We start from the raw sequence: 24,983 nt of genomic DNA on the forward strand, positions 1-24,983 counted from the left end.
AAAAGGGTCGATGTGAAACATCGACCCTTTTTTTTATTGAAATTATTTAATATTTTAATAGTTATTAGTTAACCATAAACAAAGCATTTGCAAAAAACAACTTTCCATTTTCCCAGAAACCTCTAAATAAAGGGTTGTCTACCATGTAAATTACTTGACCATTGCCAATATCTTCAACACCAAATATCATTGTTTTTGCTATCTCTTTTTTAGCTTCACTACCAGCAAAACCAGCAACAGGAGTGTTGTTATTTTCAATATAGGTAACGGTACCTTCTTTTAAATAATTAAAAGAATCACTTCCTAACTTTAGAGTAAAGTAGTTATCGTCATAACCAAAAGCAAGTGGGTGTGTATTATCCACTTTAGTTTCAAATATAGCTCCAGTTATTAAATTTTTTATTGCATCTCTTTCAGAGGTTTCAAAAGTGCTTAAGTCTATAGTTTTGGTAGAGTCTTTTTCTTTTACTTTGGTTTTAATAGAAAACCCTTCTGTGCCTTCTAAACCTTTAACAGCGCCACCCATGGCAATTAATTTACCACCACTTTTAACCCATTCTGAAAGTTTATTTTGTTTGTCAGAATCTAAAAAACGACTATACCATCCGTCAGGTAAAATTAAAACATCATAATCTTCAAGCTCACTTTTACTTAATTTAGAATCATGTAATACAGTTATAGGGTATTGTAGTTGTTGTTCGAAAAAATGCCAAATTTCACCAAATTGTAAGGTACTTGTTGGGCTGCCTGATAAAACAGCAATTTTGCTGTTTTTTATAAGCTTTACAGAGCTTGCTCCTAAATCATTGCCTTCATCAACAAAACCTGTTTTTACAGCAGTTAATGATGCATTTTCTTTTTCTTGAACTTTGTTTAGTATTTTAATAAAATCTTTTAAATGTTCATTATCTTTTTTTGTGATGATTAAGCTTCCTCTTTCGTACTTCTTATTATCAATATTAAAAGGCTTTTCTGTATAACGTACTTTTATTTTTTCTTTTAAAAGTTCAGCTAAAAATCGAGCATCTTCCATGCTATTCCAATCTTTTATATAGGCATATGCTTTATTATTGCTGATTAAAGGTATGTTAGTGACAGTATTTTTAGATGCATTAGTTTTAGTGCTAGCTACATTGTTTTCAGAAGCAACAGCATCTAAACCATAAGCATAAGGTAAAGACCATGCTGTTATATCGTAAGTTAAAGAGTCTGTTAACTTAGCATTAGGTTCAAAAAGTACTTTTACTAAAGTACCTTTAATTTGGTCTGTAGAAACTACTAGTGTATTAGGAGTAGTTTTTATAGTTTTTATTTTTTGAGTCTTATAATCTAAACCTTTACTCGTGCTATTTGATGCCCAACCGTATTCTATTTCATGCTTATCAAGTAAACTTGTAAGTGCGTTAATTTTGTCAATATCAGCGTTTAAAACATAGCTTTTATATTTGAAATTTTTATTGGTGTAGAATTTCTTAAATTCAGTATTTAATTTTTTAGAATTTCCAGAAGCAATTTCAACAGTTGAAATTCCTGTCGTGAAGTGATGTTCTAATCTGTCTTTTAATGTTAATGTGTCACCTGCTTTTGTAAGAATGCCTAAGCCTGCTCTTCCGCTTCCACCTTGTTCATATGTCATTCCTATAGCACCGTTATACAAGGGGTATGTGTCACCATAACTAGGGTAGAATAAATCAAAAACTTCTTTAGTGAAATAAAACCAGCCGTTTTCATCAAAATATTTAGCATGGTTTTTACCTATTGTTACTTGAAAGTCTCTTTGGAAATTTGTAATTACCTCATGAAAAGGTTCAGCAGCAGGAGCAAAATAATAAGGAGAATCTACACCTTGCTCATGAAAATCTACATGTATGTGTGGTAACCAATTATTATATGCTTTTAGTCGTTGTTGACTTTCAATTTGTGTTAGCCAAGCCCAATCTCTATTTAAATCAAACATATAGTGATTTGCTCTACCGTTTAACCATCCCTCGTTATGTTCTTTACTATTTGGGTCGGCAGTAAATGGAGTATTTTTATTTTCATTATACCAGTTTACATATCGATCTCTACCATCAGGGTTAATACATGGGTCGATAATAACTACTGTATTCTCTAAATAATCAGACTTTTTAGTTAATAGTTCATATATGGTTTTCATAGAAGCTTCAGTGCTTACACTTTCATTACCATGTACATTATAGCTTAGCCAAACAATTGCAATTTCAGAATTACCTTCTCCTTTAGTACTTTTTAGATGCTCAGATCGTATGGCTTCTAAATTTTTAATATTTTTTGCAGATGAAATATAAGCTAGTAGTAGTGGTCTTCTTTCGTTTGTTTTACCGTAAGTACTTAGCTTTATATTATCAGAAACTTCTTTTGCTAAGTATTCATAATAATCTACAACTTCATGATGCCTGGTAAATTCAGTGCCTAATTCATACCCTAAAAATTCTGAAGGCGATTTTACTTGTTGAGCACTTATAAACGTGTAAGAAATAAAAATGAATGCGACTAAAATTTTTTTCATAAAAATGTTGTTTGATTATATTCAAATCTAATAATAAAAACTTAATCAGATTGTACTGATTTTTAATTTGTTTTTTGTGCAATAGATTTAACATCTTAACGTATTTTTAGTATTTGATAGAATTCTAGAATTCTATCTTTACAAAAGCTTTTAAATTTAGAGTATTATACCTTGAAAAGGATAACATTTGATTGTATAAAACCTAAAAAAATATAAAATTAAATAGATGAAGATTGATGAAATCCCCTATGTGAAAACGGGTTATTTTTCTAAGTTAATGTGTGATTATTTAGAAGAGAAGAATAACTTGATACCTTTTTATAACCGTTTTCCATCTATTGAAAACTTTGAGGCACAAATAAAAGAAAAGCAAAATAATTTTTCGGTATCAAATAGAGTAGTTCTTAGTGATGCTTTGCAAAAACAATATTCTAGAGTTGATATAAGTACGTACACTCAAGATAACATTACACTTTTAAAAAACGAAAATACATTTACTATAGTTACTGGACATCAATTAAATTTATTTACAGGGCCTTTGTATTTTCTTTATAAAATTATTTCAACTATAAACTTGGCTAAGGAGTTGAAAAACAAACACCCTGATTATGATTTTGTACCAGTGTATTGGATGGCTACTGAAGACCATGATTTTGATGAAATTAATTACTTCAACCTTAATGGTAAAAAAATACAATGGAATAAAGAGGCTTCTGGGGGAGTAGGAAGATTAAATACAGAAGGATTAGATATTTTAAGTGAAACTTTATCAGCTGAATTAGGTGGTAGTCAAAATGCAGAATTTTTAAAAGACTTATTTAAAAAAGCATATTTAAATAACGATAACCTTACTGATGCAACAAGGTATTTAGCAAACGAATTATTTAAAGAATACGGATTGGTTATTGTTGATGGTGACGATACTAGTTTAAAACAATTATTAATACCCTTTGTAAAATTAGATCTGTTAGAAGAGAAATCTTTTAAAACTGTTACACAGAGTATCGAAAAGTTAAATGATTTACCAGAAAACTACGCAATTCAAGTAAACCCAAGAGAGATAAATTATTTTTATTTAATTGATGGTGTTAGAGAGCGTATTATAGAAAAAGATGGTATGTTTTTTATAAACGATACTACGCTTAAGTTTTCTAAAGAAGAGATGCTTACAGAATTAGAACAGCACCCTGAACGCTTTTCTCCAAATGTAGTTTGTAGACCTTTATATCAAGAAGTTATTTTACCAAACCTATGTTATATTGGTGGTGGTGGAGAGTTGGCATATTGGTTAGAGCTTAAAGCTTATTTTGAGGCAGTGAATATTACTTTTCCAATGTTGTTATTACGCAATTCTGCTTTAATAGTTAAGGAAAAGCAACAGGAAAAATTAGAAAAATTAGATCTTAAAATAGAACACTTATTTTTAAAACAAAATACGTTTATAAACAAAAAAATTAGAGAAATATCGAATATAGATATTGATTTCAAAGATCAAAAAGAACATCTTCAAAATCAATTTAAAGGTCTTTATGTGTTGGCGGAACAAACTGATAAATCTTTTCTCGGAGCGGTAAAAGCTCAGGAAGTAAAACAGTTAAAAGGACTAGATGCTTTAGAAAAAAGACTTTTAAAAGCTCAAAAACGAAAATTAAAAGATCATGTTATTCGAATAACAGAAATTCAAAACGAATTATTTCCTAACCAATCATTACAAGAAAGGCAAGCTAACTTTTCAGAATTTTATTTGGAATATGGAGAAGAGCTTATACCTGCTTTAGTAGCGAACTTAAAACCATTATCTAAAAATTTTAAAGTTATAACATTTTAATTATTAATTAGATACAGCTAATTTTTAATAAAACACAATCTCCGTTTATAACCATTACTTATACCTTTGCAATGCATAAAATAGATATAGAACTTGTAGAAATGACACTGGATGTCATGAAATATGTTATAAATCGTATTACGAAAACATTGCCCGAATTGGGGCAACCAAAAAAGGAAGAAGAATTAAAAGTTCTAGTAGGAGAAACAATTACTTCTGCAGGTATTGGAGGAGAGAAAGCATTTCAATTATTTCGTGATGTTTTAGTAAAAGCAACTGTGCCAATTGATCATCCTAGGCATTTAGCCTTTGTGCCAGCATCACCTACCAGAGCTGCAATTATGTTCGATTTGGTAACGTCAGCTTCAAGTATTCATGGAGCTTATTGGATGGAAGGTGCAGGGGGTATTTTTTGTGAAAATGAAGCGATGCATTGGTTGGTTTCATTAACAGGTATGCCAGAGGGATCTTTTGGGGTATTTACAAGTGGAGGTACTGCTGCAAACCTATCTGCAATGGTAGCTGCTCGTGAAAATTGGAGGCAAAACCCTGAAAATATTGAAAAAAGAGGAGTTATAGTAGCTTCAATAGGTGCACATTCTTCTGTAAAAGCAATGGCAAAAGTTATGGACGCTGAAATAGTGTTAGTACCTTCTGAAGAAAAAATGTATGGAACTGACCTAAGTACTTTTGTTAGTAAGTTACCAGACGAAAAGAGAAATAGAATATTTGCAATTGTAGCAACAGCAGGAACAACAAATGCAGGTATAATTGATGATTTGGAAGGTATTGCAGACTTTTGTATTAGTAATAAATATTGGTTTCATGTAGATGGAGCTTATGGTGGTGGTGCTTTATTAGCTGATTCAGTTAGGCATTTATTTAATGGTATAGAAAAAGCAGATAGTATCACTATTGATCCTCACAAATGGTTGTTTTCACCATACGATTGTGGTGCAATTTTATATAAAAACCCTGAAATAGCAAAGGCAGCACATTCACAAGAAGGCTCTTATTTAGAAATTTTTAAAGATGAAGGAGCTCATGGTTTTAATCCTTCAGATTACCAAATACAGCTTACACGTAGGTTAAGAGGCTTACCATTGTGGTTTTCATTAGCTATGCATGGTGTTGATAAATATAAATGGGCTGTAGAACGTGGTATTACACTAGCGAATACAGCGGGCGAATTGATAACTAAAAATGAACACGTAGAGTTGGTTAGAGACCCTAGTTTGTCTTGTGTTCTTTTTAGACGAAAAGGCTGGTCTCCTGATGATTACAGGAATTGGACTTATGAAAACCATAAAAAAGGCTTTGCTTTAGTAACTCCAACAAAATGGAAGCAAGGAACAGAATTTGAAACTGTAGCTCGCTTTTGTTTTATCAACCCAGATACTACAGATGAAGATATTATTGCTATTTTAGATACGATGCATTAAGGTACTAAAAACTCCCCATTCCATTTATTGTTTTCTTTAGAGTACCTTATTTTTAAATGGTTAGGTTTTGTTATTTTAAGATATTCAATTTTTTTAGCTTCGATAGATACAAGGCAGAAATGGTTTTCGTTTGTTAAATATTCAATATTTGTATTATCTGAAATAGCACTGCCTGGTGCAGATGTCGTCGTATAATCTTTTTTTAGATGATCAGGAGTTCTTTTCCAATAGGCTTCTAAAATTTTATCATCTTTAATTATAGTCGCGATTCCTTCAATTTTTAATTGAATCATTTTTTGAGGATGAAAAAACAGGAGGCTTACTTTATTGTTTTCTTTGATGTGAATTACTTTTTTTGATCTTTTATCAGTAAAAAAAGTAATTTTAAAATCATCAGAGAACTCTCGTAAGACTATAGACCTAAGTCTAGCTACATGGTCTAAGCCAACAGTGGCTAGTGTAAAGTATTTAAAAGGATGTTCTTTTTGGGTAAGCCCGTCTTGTAATTCCTTTTTTAGTTCTTTAAATATATTTGTAGTCATATTCTTTCAATTTTTGATCCAAAATGAAGTAAAAAGGGCGTTTTTAAAACAAATGAAATAGTGTAATGTAAAAAACTTAAAATATTTAATAAATATAAGTAAAAGAAGCTTTTGTAAAATTATCATTTTACTATTTTTGCGGATGCAAAATAACGTCCTGATTTTAGATTTTGGTTCTCAGTACACACAACTTATCGCAAGAAGAGTTAGAGAGCTTAATATTTTTTGTGAGATTAAGCCTTACAATAAACTTCCAGAAGATTTATCAATTTATAAAGCAGTAATACTTTCTGGTTCGCCGTTTTCGGTAAGAGCAGAAGATGCTCCTCATCCTGATTTGTCTCAAATACAAGGTGAAAAGCCTCTTTTGGCAGTATGTTATGGTGCTCAATATTTAGCACATTTTAAAGGAGGAGAAGTAGCTCCTTCAAATACAAGGGAGTATGGTAGAGCAAATTTATCATTTGTAAAACCAGAGGAAGCTTTTTTTGAAAACGTAAGTGAAGGTAGTCAAGTATGGATGAGTCATTCAGATACTATAAAAACATTGCCAACAAACGCAGTTAAATTAGCAAGTACTCACGACGTTGAAAATGCAGCTTATAAAATAGAAGGGGAAGATACGTATGCTATACAGTTTCACCCTGAGGTTTATCATTCTACTGACGGAAAACAATTGCTAGAAAACTTTTTGGTACATATAGCAGGAGTAGCACAAACATGGACTCCAGATTCATTTGTAGAAAGTACAGTTGCAGATTTACAGAAAAAAATAGGAACAGATAAAGTTATTTTAGGATTATCAGGAGGTGTAGACTCATCAGTTGCAGCAATGCTTTTGCACAAAGCAATTGGTAAAAACCTACACTGTATATTTGTTAATAATGGTTTATTGCGTAAAAATGAGTTTCCGAGTGTGTTAGAACAATACGAAGGAATGGGACTTAACGTAAAAGGTGTTGATGCTTCGGCACGCTTTTTGGATGAATTAGCAGGTGAAAGTGATCCGGAGAAAAAACGTAAAATTATAGGTCGTGTTTTTATTGAAGTTTTTGATGATGAATCTCATTTAGTAGAAGATGCAAAATGGTTAGCACAAGGTACTATTTATCCCGATGTAATCGAATCTGTGTCGGCAACAGGTGGGCCATCAGCAACAATTAAAAGTCATCATAATGTAGGTGGTTTACCTGATTTTATGAAATTAAGTATTGTAGAGCCATTGAGAATGTTATTTAAAGATGAGGTTCGTAGGGTTGGAGCAAGTATGGGGTTAGATCCTTTATTATTAGGTAGACACCCATTTCCAGGACCAGGACTAGCAATTAGAATACTTGGAGATATAACAAGAGAAAAAGTAGCTATTTTACAAGAAGTAGATGCAATTTTTATAAATGGATTGAAAGATGCTGGACTTTACGATAAGGTGTGGCAAGCAGGAGCAATGCTTTTACCTGTAAATAGTGTAGGAGTTATGGGTGATGAGAGAACGTATGAAAAATGTGTAGCTTTACGAGCGGTAGAAAGTACAGATGGTATGACTGCTGATTGGGTAAATTTACCATATGAGTTTTTACAAAAAACATCAAATGATATTATTAATAAAGTAAGAGGTGTAAACAGAGTTGTTTATGATATTAGCTCTAAACCACCAGCAACAATAGAATGGGAGTAGTCACTTTAGCTAATATTATACTTAGATAAACTAAAAAAACATCTTTTTTGAACACAAACAAGGATATTTAGAAAATGAAAAAATCAATATTACAATTTTATATAACTACACTATTTGTAGTGTTGTTTAGCTTTTCTGCTTTTGCACAAAAATTTACAACTCATTCTGTAAAAAAAGGAGAAACTATTCAAAGTCTTTCTAGACAATATAAAGTTACACCTGAAAGTATTTTAAATCTTAATAAAGAAATTAAAAATGCTGATGAATTAAAACCTAATACTATATTAGTTATTCCGCTAGATGCAAAAGCAACTGAAGCGGGTAATGTAACAGTAAAGAATACAAACTCAACTACAGCAAGCAATAACGATGTTGTTGTAGTTCAAGAAGAACCATTTGGTTTTGAGACCTATAAAGTAAAAAGAAAAGACAATCTTTTTAGATTAGCTGAAAAATTTGGAGTTAGCCAAGATGCTATCAAAAAATACAATAAAGAGCTTTATTCGGTTCAATTAAAAAAAGGAATGACATTAAAAATTCCTAAATACAGAAAAGTAAAACCAGAAGAAAACCCATTTAACGAAGATTTCTTTGAAGTATATACTGTTCAGCCAAAAGAAACAAGGTGGTCTATAATTCATAAATATGGAATTACAATGGATAGTTTGTTGGTTTTAAATTCAGACCTGTCTAAAGATGATACTAATATTGCTGCTGGTAGAAAATTAAGATTACCTAAGTTAGCCGGTAGTACAACAGAAAATCAAACTACACAATTATACATATCTTATACGGTACCGCCTAAAAAAGGTTTTTACTCTATAGAGAAAGAGTTTGGGGCTACAGAAAAAGAAATTAAAGCGCTTAATCCAGAAGTTAAAGAGTTAGGCTTACAAGAAGGTATGGAAATAAGAATACCGCAAAAGAAAACTTCTAATACAAAGGTTAATACTGATAACTTTATATTTTATGAGGTTAAAAACAAAGAAACAGAATATTCTTTGACACGTAAATTAGGACTTACTTATAGAGAACTAATTACTTTAAACCCTGAGTTACAATCGGGCTTAAAAGCTGGTATGGTTTTAAAATTACCAAAAGGTAGTGATGGAGATTTCGAAGTTAAAAACTCTTTAGTAATAGAAAATATAAATTTGATCAATTCTATAAATAAAGACAATAAGCCTAATTTAGTTATAATGTTGCCTTTTCGTTTAGACAAGATTGATGTAGAAAATAAGCAAGCAGCTTCTGAGTCGGTTGATAGAAGGAAAGATGCTAATTATAGTTTAGGATTATATAGTGGTGCACTTGTTGCATTAGATTCTATTAAAAAATTAGGAGTATCTGTTAACGTTTCTGTTTTTGATACAGAAAAGAGTGTAGAGCGTACTAAAGAATTACTGTTCAAGTCAGAAATAAAGAATGCTAACGCTATAATTGGCCCTTTAGATTCTGCTTCTTTGCAAGAAGTAGCAGTTAGAGCAGGTGCGAATCAAATACCTGTAATAGCTCCGTTACCAGCTAAAAGTGAAATTAGTTTATCTAATGTTTTTTATACAGTACCATCTGATGAGGTTTTAAGAAATCATATATTTGAGTATGTGAAAGAGAACAAAGCCACACAAAATATTGTTGTGATTACAGATGATGAGCATAAAGGTGTTAAAGATCTAATTGTTGAGCAATTTCCTGCAGCAAAATCACTTCAGTTGATAGAGAAATATTCAATGAAGAATAAAATTCTAGCATTATTATCTTCAAAAGAAGAAAATTGGGTTTTCTTAGAGGCAGATCAGTTTAATACAATAAACAGTGTTATATCGGTACTAAACGCATCAGCTACTGATAAAATTAAAATCAGATTATTTACAACCTCAAAAGGAAGAGCGTATGATAATCAGAAAATAAATAACGCACATTTATCTAATTTATCATTTACATACCCATCTGTTGAAGGGGAAGAAACTGAAGATAGTTTTGAGGCTGCTTATAAGAGGTTGAATAAAGGTAAATCTCCTGATAAATTAGCTCGTAGAGGTTTTGATATTACTTTTGATGTTCTATTGAAGTTAGCATACAAAAATAACCTAATAGAGGCTTCAAAGTTTGTTGGAGAAACAACTTATAGTAATAATAAATTTAATTATATTCAAGTGCCATCTGCAGGGTACTATAATACAGCTTCATACATAATGTCTTATAATGATATGTGGGTGAAGGAAGTGAAAAATAATTAAATACTAATATTTTATAATTGAGCTTTTTAAAATCTATTATATTCATAAGCTTGCTCTTCGTTATTAATGACGGAGAGCAAGATGATGAAACAATACTTTGGGAGTCAGATAAAAAGTTAAATTGGGAAGATTTTAAAGGTGAACCACAAAACCAGAGAGCTGCAGCTGTAACAGCAAGTGGTTTAACATACCGTTTTTCTACTACCAAGAATAATGGAGAGGTAATCGCAATTGATTACGAAGTAACATCTTTTTTTTACCCAAATATATCATGGTACAGACCCGAAGTTTGTGATGATATTATACTAGGTCATGAGCAATTGCATTTTGATATCACAGAGCTATATGCTCGTAAATTCCGTAAACTATTGAGTGAAAAGAAGTTTACAAATGATGCTAAAAATGAAATCAAAGTTATTTATCAAGAGATTAATACTGCATTAAATGATTTTCAAAATCAGTATGATAAAGAGACTAACTTTTCTCGAAATAGAGAACAACAATCTCTTTGGAGTAAAAATATTGAAAAAGCTTTAAAAGCTTATTAAATTACCTGTTAAGGTATATTTTATTATTCTAAAATATTAATTATACATCACAAATTGTAAAGCCTTGTTTTAAGGAATCTAGTTTGTTTTCTCTTTTAGGAATAAACTCTTGAGCAACATAACCAGTGTATCCAGTAGCTAAAATAGCACGCATAATAGCTGGGTAATATAATTCCTGAGTATCATCAATTTCATTTCTTCCAGGAACGCCAGCGGTATGGTAGTGTCCAAAGTATTTGTGATTATTTTGAATGCTTCTTATAATATCACCTTCTTGTATTTGCATATGATAAATATCAAAAAGAAGTTTAAAATTCTCAGATTTTAAACCTTCACATAATTGTATTCCCCAAGCAGATTTGTCGCACATATAATCAGGGTGGTCTACTTGGTTAAAAAGCTCCATTTGTATAACTACACCATGTTTTTCAGCTAACGGAATTATTTTGCTTAAACCGTTAATACAGTTTTGTAAACCAATAGTGTCATCCATACCTTTCCTGTTTCCACTAAAACATATTAGGTTTGTATAACCTGCTTCGGCTACCTTAGGTATTATTTCAGTATAGTTTTTTATTAATATATTATGGTATTGAGGGTCATTCCATCCTTCTGTTAAACTAATTTCAGCTCCATTACACATTGTAGAGTGTATATTGTATTTCTTCAATAGAGGCCATTCATTAGGTCCCATTAAATCAATAGCTTTTACGCCAAGTTCATTTAGGTATATTAAAAAGTCTTCAAGAGGTATATCTTTAAAACACCAATGGCAGACACTATGGTTGATGTTGTTTTTGAGAGAAAAGATTTCTTTTGTATTTGTGCTGCTTGTATTTGTACTCTTACAAGCTACTACTCCGATAGATGCTGCTGCTGCAGACCCAATAAACGTTCTTCTTTTCATCTTAAAATTGTTTTAAAGCCATAAAAGATAATCATATTTGATATTGTTTATATCAAATATAATTTCATGTGTGCTTTAAAGGTAATTTTTTAAAATGAATTTATTTAGTTATTAGAAGCAATAAAAAAAGCGTTAAAGTATATGCTTTAACGCTTTTTTTTATTTAAAATTAATTTTTTTTTATTTAGAGAATGTAAGTATAAGAGTTCCTCTAGAGTCGATATCAACACCACCTGCAGGTACAATTCTATTTATTTCGGTGCTTAGTATTAGAGTTGAATCATTTATTTCTAAAATAGTATAATTACCATTTACATCTTCATTTGAAGTAATTTGAATGATATTACCATTTACAACTTCCCAAGTTCCATTTTCAAAAGGACTTTCTGTTGTAACTTCTTCAGTGTAATCTGTACCTAAAAAAGTATAATTTAAAGTAGTATTATAATTACCAGTTGATGTAATAATATTAGGTTCTTCGCTAAACTCTAAAGTTAAATTCTCGCTAGAAGATGTAGCGGTGTATGTTAAATCGAATGTTTGGCCAATGTAGTTTATAACACCAGTACCATTATCTATCTCAGCATTTTCTAAATTCCATACCCCAACTAGAGGAGAAACTATTTTTATTTCATCAAAAACAAGAGGGTTTGTTCCGTTTAAAACTTCTGCAGAGTTTGAAACACCGTCATTATCACAATCAGCTGAATTCCAAGCTGTATCGGGTGTTTGTTGTTGGTTGTTTAAAACAAAAGAACAACGATCTAACGGGTTTGTTGAATCTGTTTTTTCTATGTTATCTGTAACACCATCACCATCGGTATCCATTTTTAATGGGTCAGTTCCATCCGTTTTTTCAATACCATCATTTATAGTATCACCATCAGTATCAGCTAATAATGGGTTTGTTCCATCTGCTTTTTCTGCTCCGTCTGTAACACCATCGGTATCACTATCTGAATTTAAAGGGTTTGTGCCATCTTCTTTTTCAACACCATCATTTACACCGTCAGTATCAGAATCACTTTTTAATGGGTCTGTTCCATCCGTTTTTTCTGTTCCATCATCAACACCATCATTATCAGAATCTTTTTTGGTAGGGTCAGTGCCGTCTTCTTTTTCTGTTCCATCGTCAACACCATCATCATCAGTATCAGCTAGTTTAATATTAGTTCCGTCAACTATTTCAACTGCGTTTGTAACACCATCATCATCACAATCAGCATCACCCCATTCTGTAGTTGCATCAAGAGTTTGGCTATTTGCTATAAATGAACAAAAATCATTTATGTCTGTTTCATCAGTTTTTTCATCTTTATCTAAAACACCATCCCCATCTGTATCTAAAGTGTTTGGATCAGGTTTGTTAATAGCATCGACAAGGTCTTGACGGTCAGCAGAACAAGAATTTAATAATAAAAGGGCAAGGAAAATTTTAAGAATAGTTTTCAATTGTGTTGGTTTTAATAGATGATTTATAGCACGATAGGCTATTGTGTTAATTTTATTTCTTTTATTTACGTTTATAATTGATTTTTGGACTTCGATAACTCATGCTAAAACCTGATACAGATAAACTTATAGAACTTGCTCATTATAAAATGCCCTTTGGAAAGTTTAAAGGTCGCTATTTGGTTGAGTTGCCAGAGCCATATTTAATATGGTTTCAGCAAAAAGGTTTTCCAGAGGGTAAGCTAGGAAACCTATTAAAAGCAATGACAGAAATTAAAATAAATGGATTGGAAGGATTAATTCGGAAAATTCAAAAAGATTTTCCTAAACAATAGGCTATATATCTTGTAGCAATTTGTACTTTTGCTTGCGTTAAGAAATCAACCTAACGCTACATGTCACAGACAAAATATATTTTCGTAACCGGTGGGGTTACATCTTCACTAGGTAAGGGTATAATTGCAGCATCATTAGCAAAATTATTACAAGCTAGAGGCTACAGAACTACAATTCAAAAACTAGATCCATATATCAACGTTGATCCAGGAACATTAAACCCATATGAACATGGTGAATGTTATGTGACTGATGATGGAGCTGAAACAGATTTAGATCTTGGTCATTACGAGCGTTTTTTAAATTCGACAACATCTCAAGCAAATAATGTTACTACAGGTAGAATTTATCAAAGCGTTATTGAAAAAGAACGTAGAGGAGAATTTTTGGGTAAAACTGTTCAAGTAGTACCTCATATCACAAATGAAATCAAAAACCGTATCCAAATTTTAGGAAAAAGCGGTGATTATGATATTGTAATTACAGAAATAGGTGGTACCGTAGGCGATATAGAGTCTTTGCCATATATTGAAGCTGTTAGGCAGTTGTTATGGGAATTAGGAGATAATAATGGTATTGTTATTCACTTAACACTTGTTCCTTATTTATCTGCTGCAGGTGAGTTAAAAACAAAACCTACACAACACTCTGTAAAAACTTTAATGGAGAGCGGTATTAAAGCCGATATTTTAGTTTGTAGAACAGAACATGAAATTTCAGATGAAATTAAACATAAACTAGCTCTTTTTTGTAACGTAAAAAGAGAAGCCGTTATACAATCTATTGATGCATCTACAATTTATGATGTGCCTTTATTAATGCAAAAAGAAGGTCTAGATACTGTAACATTACAACGTTTAGACTTAGCAGATAATACCTCTCCAAACTTAGATCAGTGGAATGTGTTTTTAAATAAACATAAAAACCCTAAAAATGAGGTTACAATTGGTTTAGTTGGTAAGTATGTAGAGCTGCAAGATTCATACAAATCAATTTTAGAATCTTTTATTCACGCAGGTGCTGTTAATGAGGTAAAAGTAAATGTTCGTTCTATTCATTCAGAGCATTTAAGTGGAACTAATTTTGAAGAAAAATTAAAAGGTTTAAATGCTATTCTTGTAGCACCAGGTTTTGGGGAAAGAGGTATAGAAGGTAAAATAAAAGCAGTACAGTTTGCAAGAGAAAATAATGTGCCGTTTTTAGGTATTTGTTTGGGTATGCAAATGGCTGTAATAGAGTTTTCTAGAAATGTATTAGGTTTTGCAGATGCTACTTCTACTGAAATGAATGAAAGTACTGAGCACCCTGTTATAAACCTTATGGAAGCACAGAAAAATGTAACAAATAAAGGAGGGACAATGCGATTGGGTTCATGGGATTGTGAGCTTAAAGAAGGTTCTTTAGTTAAAGAAATGTACAATAATAGTAAAGACATTTCAGAACGTCATAGGCACAGGTACGAGTTTAATAACGATTACAAAGAGCAAATTGAGAAAGCTGGAATGGTAGCTTCTGGTATAAATAAAGAAACAGGCTTGGTTGAAATAGTTGAAATACCAGAACATCCTTGGTTTATTGGTGTTCAATACCACCCAGAATATAAGAGTACTGTTTTAAACCCACACCCTTTATTCGTGGGCTTTGTGAAAGCTGCATTACAACACAAAAAATAATAGAGTATGCCAGTATGGCATAAAAAAATAATTGGGTCTATTTTTGTAAAAGATTAACAAAAATAGACGCTTTTAGGTTTTAACACCTTTATATAATAAAAGGTATTTGATAATAGTTTTTTAAATGGAAGAAAAGAAAATAGACGCCAATACGATAATAGGTTTTGTATTGATTTTTGGAATACTGCTTTTTATGTTGTGGCAGAACCAACCATCTGATGAAGAGATTGAAGCTGAAAAAGCAAAACAAGAATTAGTAGACAAAAAAGCAAAACAAGATGCTCCTGTTGAAAAAGATTTAACATCTCCAGCAACAGTTAATTTTCAAGATTCTACCGCAGTTGCTAATTATAAGAGTACCATAGGTGCTTTTGGTTTTACTAAAGCTTCAGATGAAATTACAGTTTTAGAAAACAACCTTGTTTATATGAAAATAAGCAATAAGGGTGGACAAATTGTAGAGGCTAGGTTAAAAAAGTTTAAAACATACGATTCTATACCGGTTTATTTGATAAAAGATGGTAATGCATCATTTGGTATTAATTTTTCAACTTCAGATAATAGAGTATTAGATACTAAAGATTTATTCTTTGAGCCATCATTAAGTGATAATGGAGGCAATAAAGTGCTTTCAATGAAAGCTAAGGTTTCTGAGAATCAATATTTAGAATACCGTTATGAAATGAAACCAGATGAGTATTTAGTAGATTTCTCTATTAAGTCTCAAGGGTTGAGTAACGTTATAAATAGTAGCAAACCAATTGATTTAGATTGGAAACTAAAAGCAATTCGTCACTCTAAAAGTATTCAGTACTCTAACCGATATTCTGAGTTAACATATAACTATGAAGATGGTAAAATAGATAAGCTTTCAGATACTAGTGATAAAGATGAAGAAACAGAAGAAGATGTTAGATGGTTATCATACAGACAGCATTTTTTTAGCTCTATTTTAGTAACAAAAAAACCTTTTGAAACAGCTAAATTAACATCAGAAAATTTAGTAAAAGAAGAAAGTCATACTCAAAAATTCATGAAAATATATGAATCTCAAATGCCTTTGAAAATTGAAGGTGGTGAGTTGTCATATAATATGAATTGGTATTATGGACCAACGGATCAAAAAGTACTATCTCAGTATAAAGAAATAGGTTTAGATGATTCTATACCTTTTGGATGGGGAATTTTTGGTTTAATAAATAGATATTTATTTACACCGTTATTTAGCTTTTTAAGTGGTTTTGCTCCTGCAGGTATAGCAATTATTATTATGACTATTCTTGTTCGTTTAGCAATGTCACCAGTTACTTATAAATCATACTTATCACAAGCAAAAATGAAGGTTTTAAAACCTGAAATTGCTGAGATAAATGAGAAGTATAAAGACAACCAAATGAAAAGACAGCAAGAAACGATGAAGCTGAACAACAAAGCAGGTGTAAGCCCGCTTAGTGGTTGTGTGCCAGCATTAATACAGTTGCCGATATTCTATTCGTTATTTATGTTTTTCCCAACTTCTTTTGCATTACGTCAGAAGTCGTTTTTATGGGCAGACGATTTATCTTCTTATGATACGATCGCACAATTACCTTTTACAATTCCTTTTTACGGAGATCATGTAAGTTTATTTCCAATATTAGCATCTATAGCAATATTCTTTTACATGATGATGACTACGGGTCAGAATATGACACAGCAACCAGGTATGCCTAATATGAAATTTATTATGTATCTATCACCATTAATGATGTTATTTTTCTTTAATACATATGCTAGTGGATTGAGTTTGTACTATTTTGTATCTAACTTGATTACTATATTTATTATGTTAGCGATTAAAAACTTTATTCTTGATGATGCTAAAGTACATGCTCAGATACAGGAAAATAAAAAGAAGCCTAAAAAAGAAAACAAATTTCAACGTAAAATGCGAGAAATGATGGAGCAAGCAGAAGCTCAAAAAAAGGCAGGTAAATAAAATAAATTATATAAAATTAAAAAGCTCCTTAGTGTAAAACTAAGGAGCTTTTTTTATAGGTAGTTTGGTAAGATTTGGGACTTCAAAGATGCGGCTTAACTACAGTTTTTTATAATAATAGTTGTTAAGTACTCATTTCTGTATATTAAACAGCTTATTTATGATGTTATGTGTTTTTGTGAAAATTTGTCTAACAATTAACGTTCCTTTTTCTTTTTTGATTTATTACAAGTTATATCATATCATACAAAGAAGTTGTTTTAATACTTGTTCAACTTCATTTTGTCATGTTCTTAATAATGTTCGACAAAGTATTTGATTTTTAAATTTTGTATTTTTGCACTCTTATTTTAAGTAAATGAAAAAAGTTGTAGTAGGCCTTTCTGGTGGTGTAGATTCGAGTGTAACAGCCTATCTTTTAAAAGAGCAGGGTTACGAGGTGATAGGTCTTTTTATGAAAAATTGGCATGATGATACTGTTACAATATCTGATGAATGCCCATGGTTAGAAGATAGTAATGATGCTATGATTGTAGCAGATAAATTAGGTATTCCTTTTCAAACCGTAGATTTAAGTACGGATTATAAAGAACGTATTGTTGATTATATGTTTAATGAATATGAAAGAGGCAGAACACCTAACCCTGATGTTTTATGTAATCGTGAAATAAAATTTGATGTTTTCATGAAAATTGCAATGCAATTAGGAGCCGATTATGTAGCTACTGGCCATTATTGCAGAAAAGGAACAATATTGAATGATGACGGTACGGAAACATACCAACTATTAGCAGGTAAAGATGGTAATAAAGATCAGTCTTATTTTTTATGCCAGTTATCGCAAGAACAGCTATCAAAAACGTTATTTCCAATTGGTGATTTACTGAAACCTCAAGTACGAGAAATAGCAGCTGCTAATAATTTAATTACAGCAGATAAAAAAGATTCACAAGGTTTGTGTTTTATAGGAAAAGTACGTTTACCTGAGTTTTTACAACAAAAACTGAAACCTAAAAAAGGTGTAATTGTAGAAGTGCCTTCTACTATCGAAACATATCAAAATATCATTTCTGAATTTTCTTCTAAAAATGAAGAATTAGCATATTTTGCTCAAAAGCCAATTTATCATTTAGAAGATGGTAAAGTAGTAGGTGAACATCAAGGGGCTCATTATTTTACAAAAGGACAACGAAGAGGTTTAGATGTTGGAGGTACCAAAGAACCTTTATTTGTAATTGAGACAGATGTTGATGAGAATGTAATTTATACAGGCCAAGGTAAAAATCATCCAGGACTTTATAGAAGAACTTTATTTGTTACGGACGCCGAATTACATTGGGTACGTAAAGATTTAGAATTGAAGGAAGATGAAACAATGGAGGTTTTGGCACGTATACGATACCGTCAAGATTTACAGAAAGCAAAATTATATAAAATAGAAGGTGGTTTATATGTAGATTTTGTAGAAAAGCAATCAGCAATAACTGAAGGTCAGTTTGTGGCTTGGTATTTAAATGATGAGTTGATTGGTTCAGGAGTTATTTCTTAGCGTATGCAAAATAGAATTACAGAACTTTTTAAAATTAAGTACCCTATAATTCAAGGAGGAATGATTTGGGCTAGTGGTTGGAAACTTGCTTCTGCAGTTTCAAATGCTGGCGGATTAGGCGTTATTGGTGCAGGCTCTATGTATCCTGATATTTTGAGAGAGCATATTATAAAATGTCAAAAAGCAACTAATAAACCATTTGCGGTTAACATTCCAATGTTATATCCTGATTTAGATAAATTGATGGATATTATTGTAGAATTAAATGTGAAAATAGTTTTTACATCTGCAGGTAACCCAAAAACATGGACATCTTTTTTAAAAGAGAAAGGCATTATAATAGTACATGTAGTAAGTAGCTTAAAGTTTGCTTTAAAAGCTCAAGATGCAGGTGTAGATGCTATAGTAGCAGAAGGTTTTGAAGCAGGAGGACATAATGGGCGTGATGAAACAACAACACTTACTTTAATACCATCTATAAAAAAACACATAAAAATACCTTTAATTGCAGCAGGCGGTATAGCTACAGGTAGTGCTATGTTGGCTGTTATGGTTTTAGGAGCTGATGGGGTACAGGTAGGGAGCCGTTTTGTAGCAAGTGAAGAGGCTTCTTCACATCAATTATTTAAACAAAAAATAGTTGAGGCGGTAGAAGGTGATACACATTTAACGTTAAAAGAATTAGCGCCTGTACGTTTACTTAAAAACGAATTCTATAATAGCATTCAAAATTTATATACAAAAGGAGCTACAAAAGAAGAGCTTATAGCGTTATTAGGTAGAGCAAGAGCTAAAAAAGGAATGTTTGAAGGTAATATGACCGAAGGTGAATTAGAAATAGGTCAAGTTTCAGCATTAATTAATGATATAAAACCAGCAAGAAATATCATAGTTGATATGGTAGAAGAGTTTGAAAAGGCTAAACAAATGATTACTTTGCTTTAGTAAAAAATAGCATTTAATAAATTAAAATTACATGAACTCACGCCAAGATCAATTACAGGCTTTCGATAGATTGTTAACCATAATGGATGAGTTAAGAGCTCAGTGCCCGTGGGATAAGAAGCAAACTATGCAAACACTTCGTCATTTAACTATTGAAGAAACTTATGAATTAGGAGATGCTATTTTAGATAACGATTTAGAAGAAGTTAAAAAAGAACTTGGAGATGTGCTTTTACATATTGTTTTTTATGCAAAAATAGGAAGCGAAACAAATGATTTTGACATCGCAGACGTGGCTAATGAAATTTGTGAAAAACTAATTCATAGACATCCACATATTTATGGAGATGTAAAAGTAAAAGATGAAGAAGAGGTAAAAAGAAATTGGGAAAAACTAAAACTTAAAGAAGGTAAAACTAGTGTTTTAGAGGGCGTGCCAAAAGGGTTGCCAGCTTTAGTTAAAGCAAGTAGAATACAAGAGAAAGTTTCAGGTGTAGGTTTTGATTGGGAAAAACCAGAACAAGTTTGGGAAAAAGTACAAGAAGAACTAAATGAATTCGAAGCAGAAGTAGAAGCGAACGATACGGATGCTATGGAGGCTGAATTTGGTGATGTTTTATTCTCTATGATAAATTATGCTAGATATAAAAATATCAATGCTGAAAATGCGCTAGAGCGTACAAATAAAAAATTTATAAGTAGGTTTCAATATTTAGAAGCTAAAGCCAAGGGCTTAGGTAAAGAGTTGAAAGATATGACGCTTGCTGAAATGGATATTTTTTGGGAGGAAGCAAAGAAAAACTAATTTTCAGTTAATTATTTGGTTCCATTTATCAAATTAGCCAACTCTTTTGGCATAATGGGTTTCAGTAAATAATCAGATATAGCGCTAATGTTTTTTGCTCTTTTTACGTCAGCTTCATCTATAGATGAAGAAACCATGTAAATAGTTATTTTTTTACCAACAGACGGCTTTAGTTTAATATATTCTTCCATAAACTCAAATCCATCCATTATGGGCATGTTTATATCTAGAAAAATAACATCAGGAATATTTTCATTTTTATTTAAGTTTTCTATAAAAAACTCAAGGGCTTCTTCTCCATTAGAAAAAGTGATGATTTTGTTCGTCAATTTATTTACTTTCACAGCTCTTTTAACTGCATACTTATAAATATCATCATCATCAATTACACATAAAAGGTTGGTTGTTTTCATGTTTTTGTGTTTTAAAGAAAACTATTTAATGAAAAATTAATTGTATAAATTTTAGTATTATATATAAATTAATTTTTTGTAGTATAAAGCTTACTTACTTGGTTTTTTAATATAACGCTCAAATTATCTCTTTACGTATATTTTAGATAGTGTTTTCTTTTGATGTTTTAATTTTTGTCGTTTAAAAATGTAAAAGGCTATCTTTGCCGTCTTTTAATTTACTATTATTTTGTTTCAACAATACACTAAAGAATTTCGTTACAATTTAACCTTAGCAATACCCGTAATCATGGGAATGTTAGGTCATACTTTTGTTCAATTTGCTGATAATATAATGGTGGGGCAATTAGGTACAGCTGAACTCGCAGCAGTATCATTAGGCAATAGTTTTGTTTTTGTAGCAATGTCTTTAGGTATAGGTTTTTCGACTGCTATAACGCCATTAGTAGCAGAAGCAGATGCATCGGGTAATGTTGCAAATGGTAAAAGTGCGTTAAAACATGGCCTGTTTTTATGTACAATTTTAGGGCTTGCATTATTTGGAATAATTTTTTTAGCTAAACCTTTAATGTATATGATGAAACAACCTGTAGAGGTTGTTGATTTAGCAATGCCATATTTAGATTTAGTAGCCTTTTCTTTAGTTCCTCTAATTATTTTTCAAGCATTTAAACAGTTCTCAGAAGGGTTGTCACAAACTACATACCCGATGTACGCTACCGTAGTAGCTAATGTGATTAATATCATTTTAAACTATTTATTAATATTTGGAAATTTAGGCTTTCCGAAAATGGGTATAGTTGGTGCCGCAATTGGAACGCTAGTATCGAGGGTTGTTATGGTATTCTTTATATGGTATCTTTTAAAAAGTAAAAGCAAATTTCACGAATACGTTACAGGCTTTAATTTTAAAGTTATAGAAGCCAAAGTTGTAGAAAAAATTATGAGTTTAGGCTTTCCTTCAGCATTACAAATGTTTTTTGAAGTTGCTATTTTCACATCTGCAGTTTGGTTAAGTGGTGTTTTAGGTAAAAATCATCAAGCAGCAAACCAAATAGCATTAAATCTATCGAGCATGACATTTATGGTTGGTATGGGTTTAGGCGTTGCGGCAATGGTTCGTGTTGGAAACCAAAAAGGTTTAAATAATTTTAAAGAATTGAAAAGAATTGCAGTTTCAATATTTTTACTGACTTTTATTCTCGAAATAATTTTTGCAGCCATTTTTTATATATTTAATTATTGGCTGCCTACTTTATATTTAGATGTAAACGATGTTGCCAATCAAGTAGATAATTCTGAAGTGATATTTATAGCAGCTCAATTATTAATTGTAGCTGCGGTTTTTCAAATTTCAGACGGATTACAGGTCGTTATTTTAGGAGCTCTAAGAGGTGTACAAGATGTTATTATACCAACTATTATAACATTTATTGCGTATTGGCTTATTGGTTTTCCGACGAGTTATTATTTATGTTTATATACAGAATATGAAAGCCAAGGTATTTGGATTGGTTTATTGGCGGGTTTAACAGCATCAGCAATTATGTTGTATATCCGATTTAGTTATTTAACAAAAAAAATGATAGATAATAAATTGACTTAAAATTGAAAAATTCAGATTAAGTCAGCTACATAAAATAATTTTAATTTTAGAAAAAATATACAATATGGAATTTCCTAAATTTTTATTAGGTGATAATACAGATTACCCAACAGCTATTTTTGTTGTACACACAGATTATCCTAGATTTATAATTAATTTAGAGAATGATGAAGTAGAATGGTTAGAAGATTTTACGAAAGAAGATGAAGAAGAACTTGAAGCAGAGGCAGAAAACCTTATTGAATTAGCAACAGAGTTTTACGATAGAGAAGTAGGTAGATATGAAGAATAAATAATATGTTAGAAGAATTAGTACAATACGATAAGCAGCTTTTTCTTTTTCTTAATAATTTAGGTACTCCTACTTGGGATAGTTTTTGGTTGTTTATAACCAATAAATTTTCTTCAATTCCATTATATATAGTTTTGGCTATATTGTTTTATAAATCATACGGTTTTAAAAAAACAATAGCAGTGTTGGTTACTATAGCGCTTTTAATAACAGTTACAGATCAGCTAGCCAATTTTTTTAAATATGGAGTTCAGCGTTTAAGACCATGTCATGATATTGAAGTAAATTCATTAATGAGGTTAGTTAAACAATCTTGTGGAGGTCAATTTGGTTATTTTTCAGCGCATGCAGCAAATTCTTTTGCTGTAGCTTTTTTCTTTACTAAATTTTTAAATAAAAAAATAAAATATATAAGATTTTTATTACTCTCATGGGCAGTGTTAGTAGCATATAGCCGTATTTATATTGGTGTTCATTTTCCTTTAGATGTTATTTCAGGGGCACTAATTGGCTCAGTGTTTAGCTGGTTATTTGCAAAGTTGTATATATTTGCAACTTATCGATTTAGTTTATGATATCTAATACTAGATATTGCTTTTTACTTTTCTTATTAGCGATAGTCTATTTCGCAGGAATTTTCTTAGAGTTATTTGAAAATGGTTCAGCACGTTATGCTGTTATTGCGATGGAAATCGTTCAGACAGAAAATTTTTTTAGTTCATTTTCAGATGTAGCAAATTTCTGGAATGAAGCACCATTGCATTACTGGTTGGCAGCTTTATCTTTTAAAGTATTTGGGATAAATGATTGGGCATATCGATTACCAGGTGTATTGGCGGTTTTTTTAGGAGCATATAGTACGTGTGGCTTAGGTAAAATACTATATAATAAAAATGTAGGTAAATTATCAGCTCTTATTTTTTTAACATCTCAAACCATTCTATTTTCTATTTTAGATGTTAAAGTAAATGTGCTTTTGACGGGTTTTGTTATCTTTTCTGTTTGGCACTTTGTAGCGTATATAAATACTAGCAATTTTAAAAACATAATATTAGCATCTATAGGTGCAGCTCTTGCTTTTTCTACAAAAGGTTTGCTGGGTGTAGTATTAATATTATTACCTATAATATGCCATTTATTATATTCTAAAAAATGGGAAAGTATATTTGACTTTAAATTTTTAATAGGGGTTGTGTTATTCTCAGCTTCAATAATACCTGTCTTGTATGTTTTTTGTCATATTTACATAGAAGATAAGAGTGTAGCGAATTTTATGCATATCTTATTTTATTCTTTTCAAAATCAATTTTTTAATACTATGACTAGCCCTAATTTAAAAGTAGGGGATACTAATTACTTATTTATAGCATATAAGTTTTTTGCGGTTTTTTTACCTTGGTCTTTTATTGCTTTTGCCGCATTTTATACAAGGTTTAGAACGCTACTTAAACTAAAGTTTAAGTTTAATTCTAAATACGAGTTTTTGACATTGGGTGGCTTTGTTTTATTTGTTCTCTTAATTCTAATTACAGGCTTAGATTTATTATATTATATATGCATTATTATACCATTATGTTCAATTGTTTCAGCATCTTACCTACATAGTTTAAACGTTTTTATTAAAGATTCAACAATAAAACTTTTCTTGGGTATTCAATATTTTTTATTAGGAATAGTGTTTATAATAACTACTTTAATTTGTTTTTACGTTTTTAAATTTACAGGTACAACACCTTATATTGTCTATATTATATCAGGTATTATAACTATTTATTTTACTTTAAAACAAGAATCTTATGCACTACGAATCATAACAATTTCTGTTTCAACGTCTTTATTATTGAATGTTATAATGAATTATCACTTTTATCCTAGTTTATTAAAATATCAAGCAGGTTCATCTATGTCTAAGATTATTGAACAAGAAGAGGTGCCTACTACTGAAATTTATAAAATAAATAAAGAGGAAACTTGGTCATTAGACTTCTATAATCAGAATAAGGTTAAATATGTTACTGTAGAAAATCTAAAATCAAAAAATATAACATGGGTTTATGCAACTGAGCAAGATTTAATAGAGCTGCGGAATGCTGGTTTTGATTGGAATATTCAGAAAAGTGTGGATGATTATAATGCTTCAAAATCATTATATACTTTTTTAAATACTATAAGTAGAAAAAAAGCACTCACTAAAAAATACTTAGTACACCTTTTTTATTAAC

Annotated in this window: 20 protein-coding genes; 15 read left to right on the top strand and 5 right to left on the bottom strand. The window is 30.9% G+C overall.

Annotated features, from left to right (window positions below; all coding sequences use genetic code 11):
• Positions 1 to 64: 64 nt before the first annotated feature.
• Positions 65 to 2,530, bottom strand: coding sequence for a M14 family metallopeptidase (locus tag H0I23_RS02540; protein WP_216784903.1), 2,466 nt, complete (start codon positions 2,528 to 2,530; stop codon positions 65 to 67).
• Between the two features lie 226 nt (positions 2,531 to 2,756).
• Between H0I23_RS02540 and bshC the strand changes: the two genes are divergently transcribed.
• The gene (gene bshC, locus H0I23_RS02545; RefSeq protein WP_216784904.1) at positions 2,757 to 4,358 is read left to right on the top strand and encodes a bacillithiol biosynthesis cysteine-adding enzyme BshC; all 1,602 of its coding nucleotides are present in this window, start codon (positions 2,757 to 2,759) and stop codon (positions 4,356 to 4,358) included.
• Positions 4,359 to 4,429: 71 nt separating this feature from the next.
• A complete protein-coding gene (locus H0I23_RS02550) occupies positions 4,430 to 5,800 on the top strand; it encodes an aminotransferase class V-fold PLP-dependent enzyme (protein WP_216784905.1) in 1,371 nt (456 codons plus the stop codon).
• Here H0I23_RS02550 and H0I23_RS02555 read toward each other — a convergent pair.
• A complete protein-coding gene (locus tag H0I23_RS02555) occupies positions 5,797 to 6,342 on the bottom strand; it encodes a pyridoxamine 5'-phosphate oxidase family protein (protein WP_216784906.1) in 546 nt (181 codons plus the stop codon). The genes H0I23_RS02550 and H0I23_RS02555 overlap by 4 nt on opposite strands.
• 142 nt (positions 6,343 to 6,484) lie before the next feature.
• On the opposite strand from H0I23_RS02555, the gene guaA reads away from it, so the two are divergent.
• The 3 genes from guaA (at position 6,485) to H0I23_RS02570 (ending at position 10,805) form a co-directional block, all read left to right on the top strand.
• Positions 6,485 to 8,017 (top strand): glutamine-hydrolyzing GMP synthase, encoded by a 1,533-nt coding sequence (guaA, locus tag H0I23_RS02560; RefSeq protein ID WP_216784907.1) that lies wholly within the window; start codon positions 6,485 to 6,487, stop codon positions 8,015 to 8,017.
• 74 nt (positions 8,018 to 8,091) lie between these two features.
• Entirely contained in the window at positions 8,092 to 10,257 is a 2,166-nt protein-coding gene (locus H0I23_RS02565) for a LysM peptidoglycan-binding domain-containing protein (RefSeq protein ID WP_216784908.1), read from the top strand.
• A 17-nt stretch (positions 10,258 to 10,274) separates the two neighbouring features.
• Positions 10,275 to 10,805 carry a DUF922 domain-containing protein gene (locus H0I23_RS02570; protein ID WP_216784909.1) on the top strand — a complete coding sequence of 177 codons (531 nt, stop codon included), beginning with the start codon at positions 10,275 to 10,277 and terminating at the stop codon, positions 10,803 to 10,805.
• 40 nt (positions 10,806 to 10,845) lie between these two features.
• Here H0I23_RS02570 and H0I23_RS02575 read toward each other — a convergent pair whose 3' ends face one another.
• Together H0I23_RS02575 and H0I23_RS02580 are read right to left on the bottom strand one after the other, a co-directional pair.
• A complete protein-coding gene (locus H0I23_RS02575; RefSeq protein WP_216784910.1) occupies positions 10,846 to 11,712 on the bottom strand; it encodes a hydroxypyruvate isomerase family protein in 867 nt (288 codons plus the stop codon).
• Positions 11,713 to 11,892: 180 nt separating this feature from the next.
• Complete coding sequence (locus H0I23_RS02580) at positions 11,893 to 13,164, bottom strand: MSCRAMM family adhesin SdrC (RefSeq protein ID WP_216784911.1); 1,272 nt, start codon at positions 13,162 to 13,164, stop codon at positions 11,893 to 11,895.
• Positions 13,165 to 13,265: 101 nt separating this feature from the next.
• On the opposite strand from H0I23_RS02580, the gene H0I23_RS02585 reads away from it, so the two are divergent.
• The 6 genes from H0I23_RS02585 to mazG all read left to right on the top strand — a co-directional run bounded on the left by H0I23_RS02585 (position 13,266) and on the right by mazG (position 20,450).
• Positions 13,266 to 13,499: a DUF3820 family protein gene (locus H0I23_RS02585; protein ID WP_216784912.1), complete on the top strand. Its 234-nt coding sequence runs from the start codon at positions 13,266 to 13,268 to the stop codon at positions 13,497 to 13,499.
• A 60-nt stretch (positions 13,500 to 13,559) separates the two neighbouring features.
• Positions 13,560 to 15,173 (top strand): CTP synthase, encoded by a 1,614-nt coding sequence (locus tag H0I23_RS02590; RefSeq protein ID WP_216784913.1) that lies wholly within the window; start codon positions 13,560 to 13,562, stop codon positions 15,171 to 15,173.
• 124 nt (positions 15,174 to 15,297) lie between these two features.
• Positions 15,298 to 17,151, top strand: coding sequence for a membrane protein insertase YidC (gene yidC / locus H0I23_RS02595; RefSeq protein ID WP_216784914.1), 1,854 nt, complete (start codon positions 15,298 to 15,300; stop codon positions 17,149 to 17,151).
• 358 nt (positions 17,152 to 17,509) lie between these two features.
• On the top strand, positions 17,510 to 18,700 hold the full coding sequence (gene mnmA, locus H0I23_RS02600; RefSeq protein WP_216784915.1) for a tRNA 2-thiouridine(34) synthase MnmA: 1,191 nt from the start codon (positions 17,510 to 17,512) through the stop codon (positions 18,698 to 18,700).
• A 3-nt stretch (positions 18,701 to 18,703) separates the two neighbouring features.
• Positions 18,704 to 19,645 (top strand): nitronate monooxygenase family protein, encoded by a 942-nt coding sequence (locus tag H0I23_RS02605; RefSeq protein WP_216784916.1) that lies wholly within the window; start codon positions 18,704 to 18,706, stop codon positions 19,643 to 19,645.
• 31 nt (positions 19,646 to 19,676) lie between these two features.
• Positions 19,677 to 20,450, top strand: a complete 774-nt coding sequence (gene mazG / locus H0I23_RS02610; RefSeq protein ID WP_216784917.1) for a nucleoside triphosphate pyrophosphohydrolase — start codon at positions 19,677 to 19,679, stop codon at positions 20,448 to 20,450.
• A gap of 11 nt (positions 20,451 to 20,461) precedes the next feature.
• On the opposite strand, the gene H0I23_RS02615 is transcribed toward mazG, so the two are convergent.
• A complete protein-coding gene (locus H0I23_RS02615) occupies positions 20,462 to 20,863 on the bottom strand; it encodes a response regulator (RefSeq protein ID WP_216784918.1) in 402 nt (133 codons plus the stop codon).
• A gap of 229 nt (positions 20,864 to 21,092) precedes the next feature.
• Between H0I23_RS02615 and H0I23_RS02620 the strand changes: the two genes are divergently transcribed.
• The 4 genes from H0I23_RS02620 (at position 21,093) to H0I23_RS02635 (ending at position 24,982) form a co-directional block, all read left to right on the top strand.
• Positions 21,093 to 22,469, top strand: coding sequence for an MATE family efflux transporter (locus H0I23_RS02620; protein WP_216784919.1), 1,377 nt, complete (start codon positions 21,093 to 21,095; stop codon positions 22,467 to 22,469).
• A 64-nt stretch (positions 22,470 to 22,533) separates the two neighbouring features.
• On the top strand, positions 22,534 to 22,761 hold the full coding sequence (locus H0I23_RS02625; RefSeq protein ID WP_216784920.1) for a hypothetical protein: 228 nt from the start codon (positions 22,534 to 22,536) through the stop codon (positions 22,759 to 22,761).
• A 5-nt stretch (positions 22,762 to 22,766) separates the two neighbouring features.
• Positions 22,767 to 23,336, top strand: a complete 570-nt coding sequence (locus H0I23_RS02630) for a phosphatase PAP2 family protein (RefSeq protein ID WP_216784921.1) — start codon at positions 22,767 to 22,769, stop codon at positions 23,334 to 23,336.
• Positions 23,333 to 24,982 (top strand): glycosyltransferase family 39 protein, encoded by a 1,650-nt coding sequence (locus H0I23_RS02635; RefSeq protein ID WP_216784922.1) that lies wholly within the window; start codon positions 23,333 to 23,335, stop codon positions 24,980 to 24,982. The genes H0I23_RS02630 and H0I23_RS02635 overlap by 4 nt, the downstream gene beginning before the upstream one ends.
• The last annotated feature ends 1 nt before the right edge of the window (position 24,983 follow it).

It is taken from the genome of Cellulophaga sp. HaHaR_3_176 (assembly GCF_019021925.1).
In the GTDB taxonomy this organism is placed as follows: Bacteria; Bacteroidota; Bacteroidia; order Flavobacteriales; family Flavobacteriaceae; genus Cellulophaga.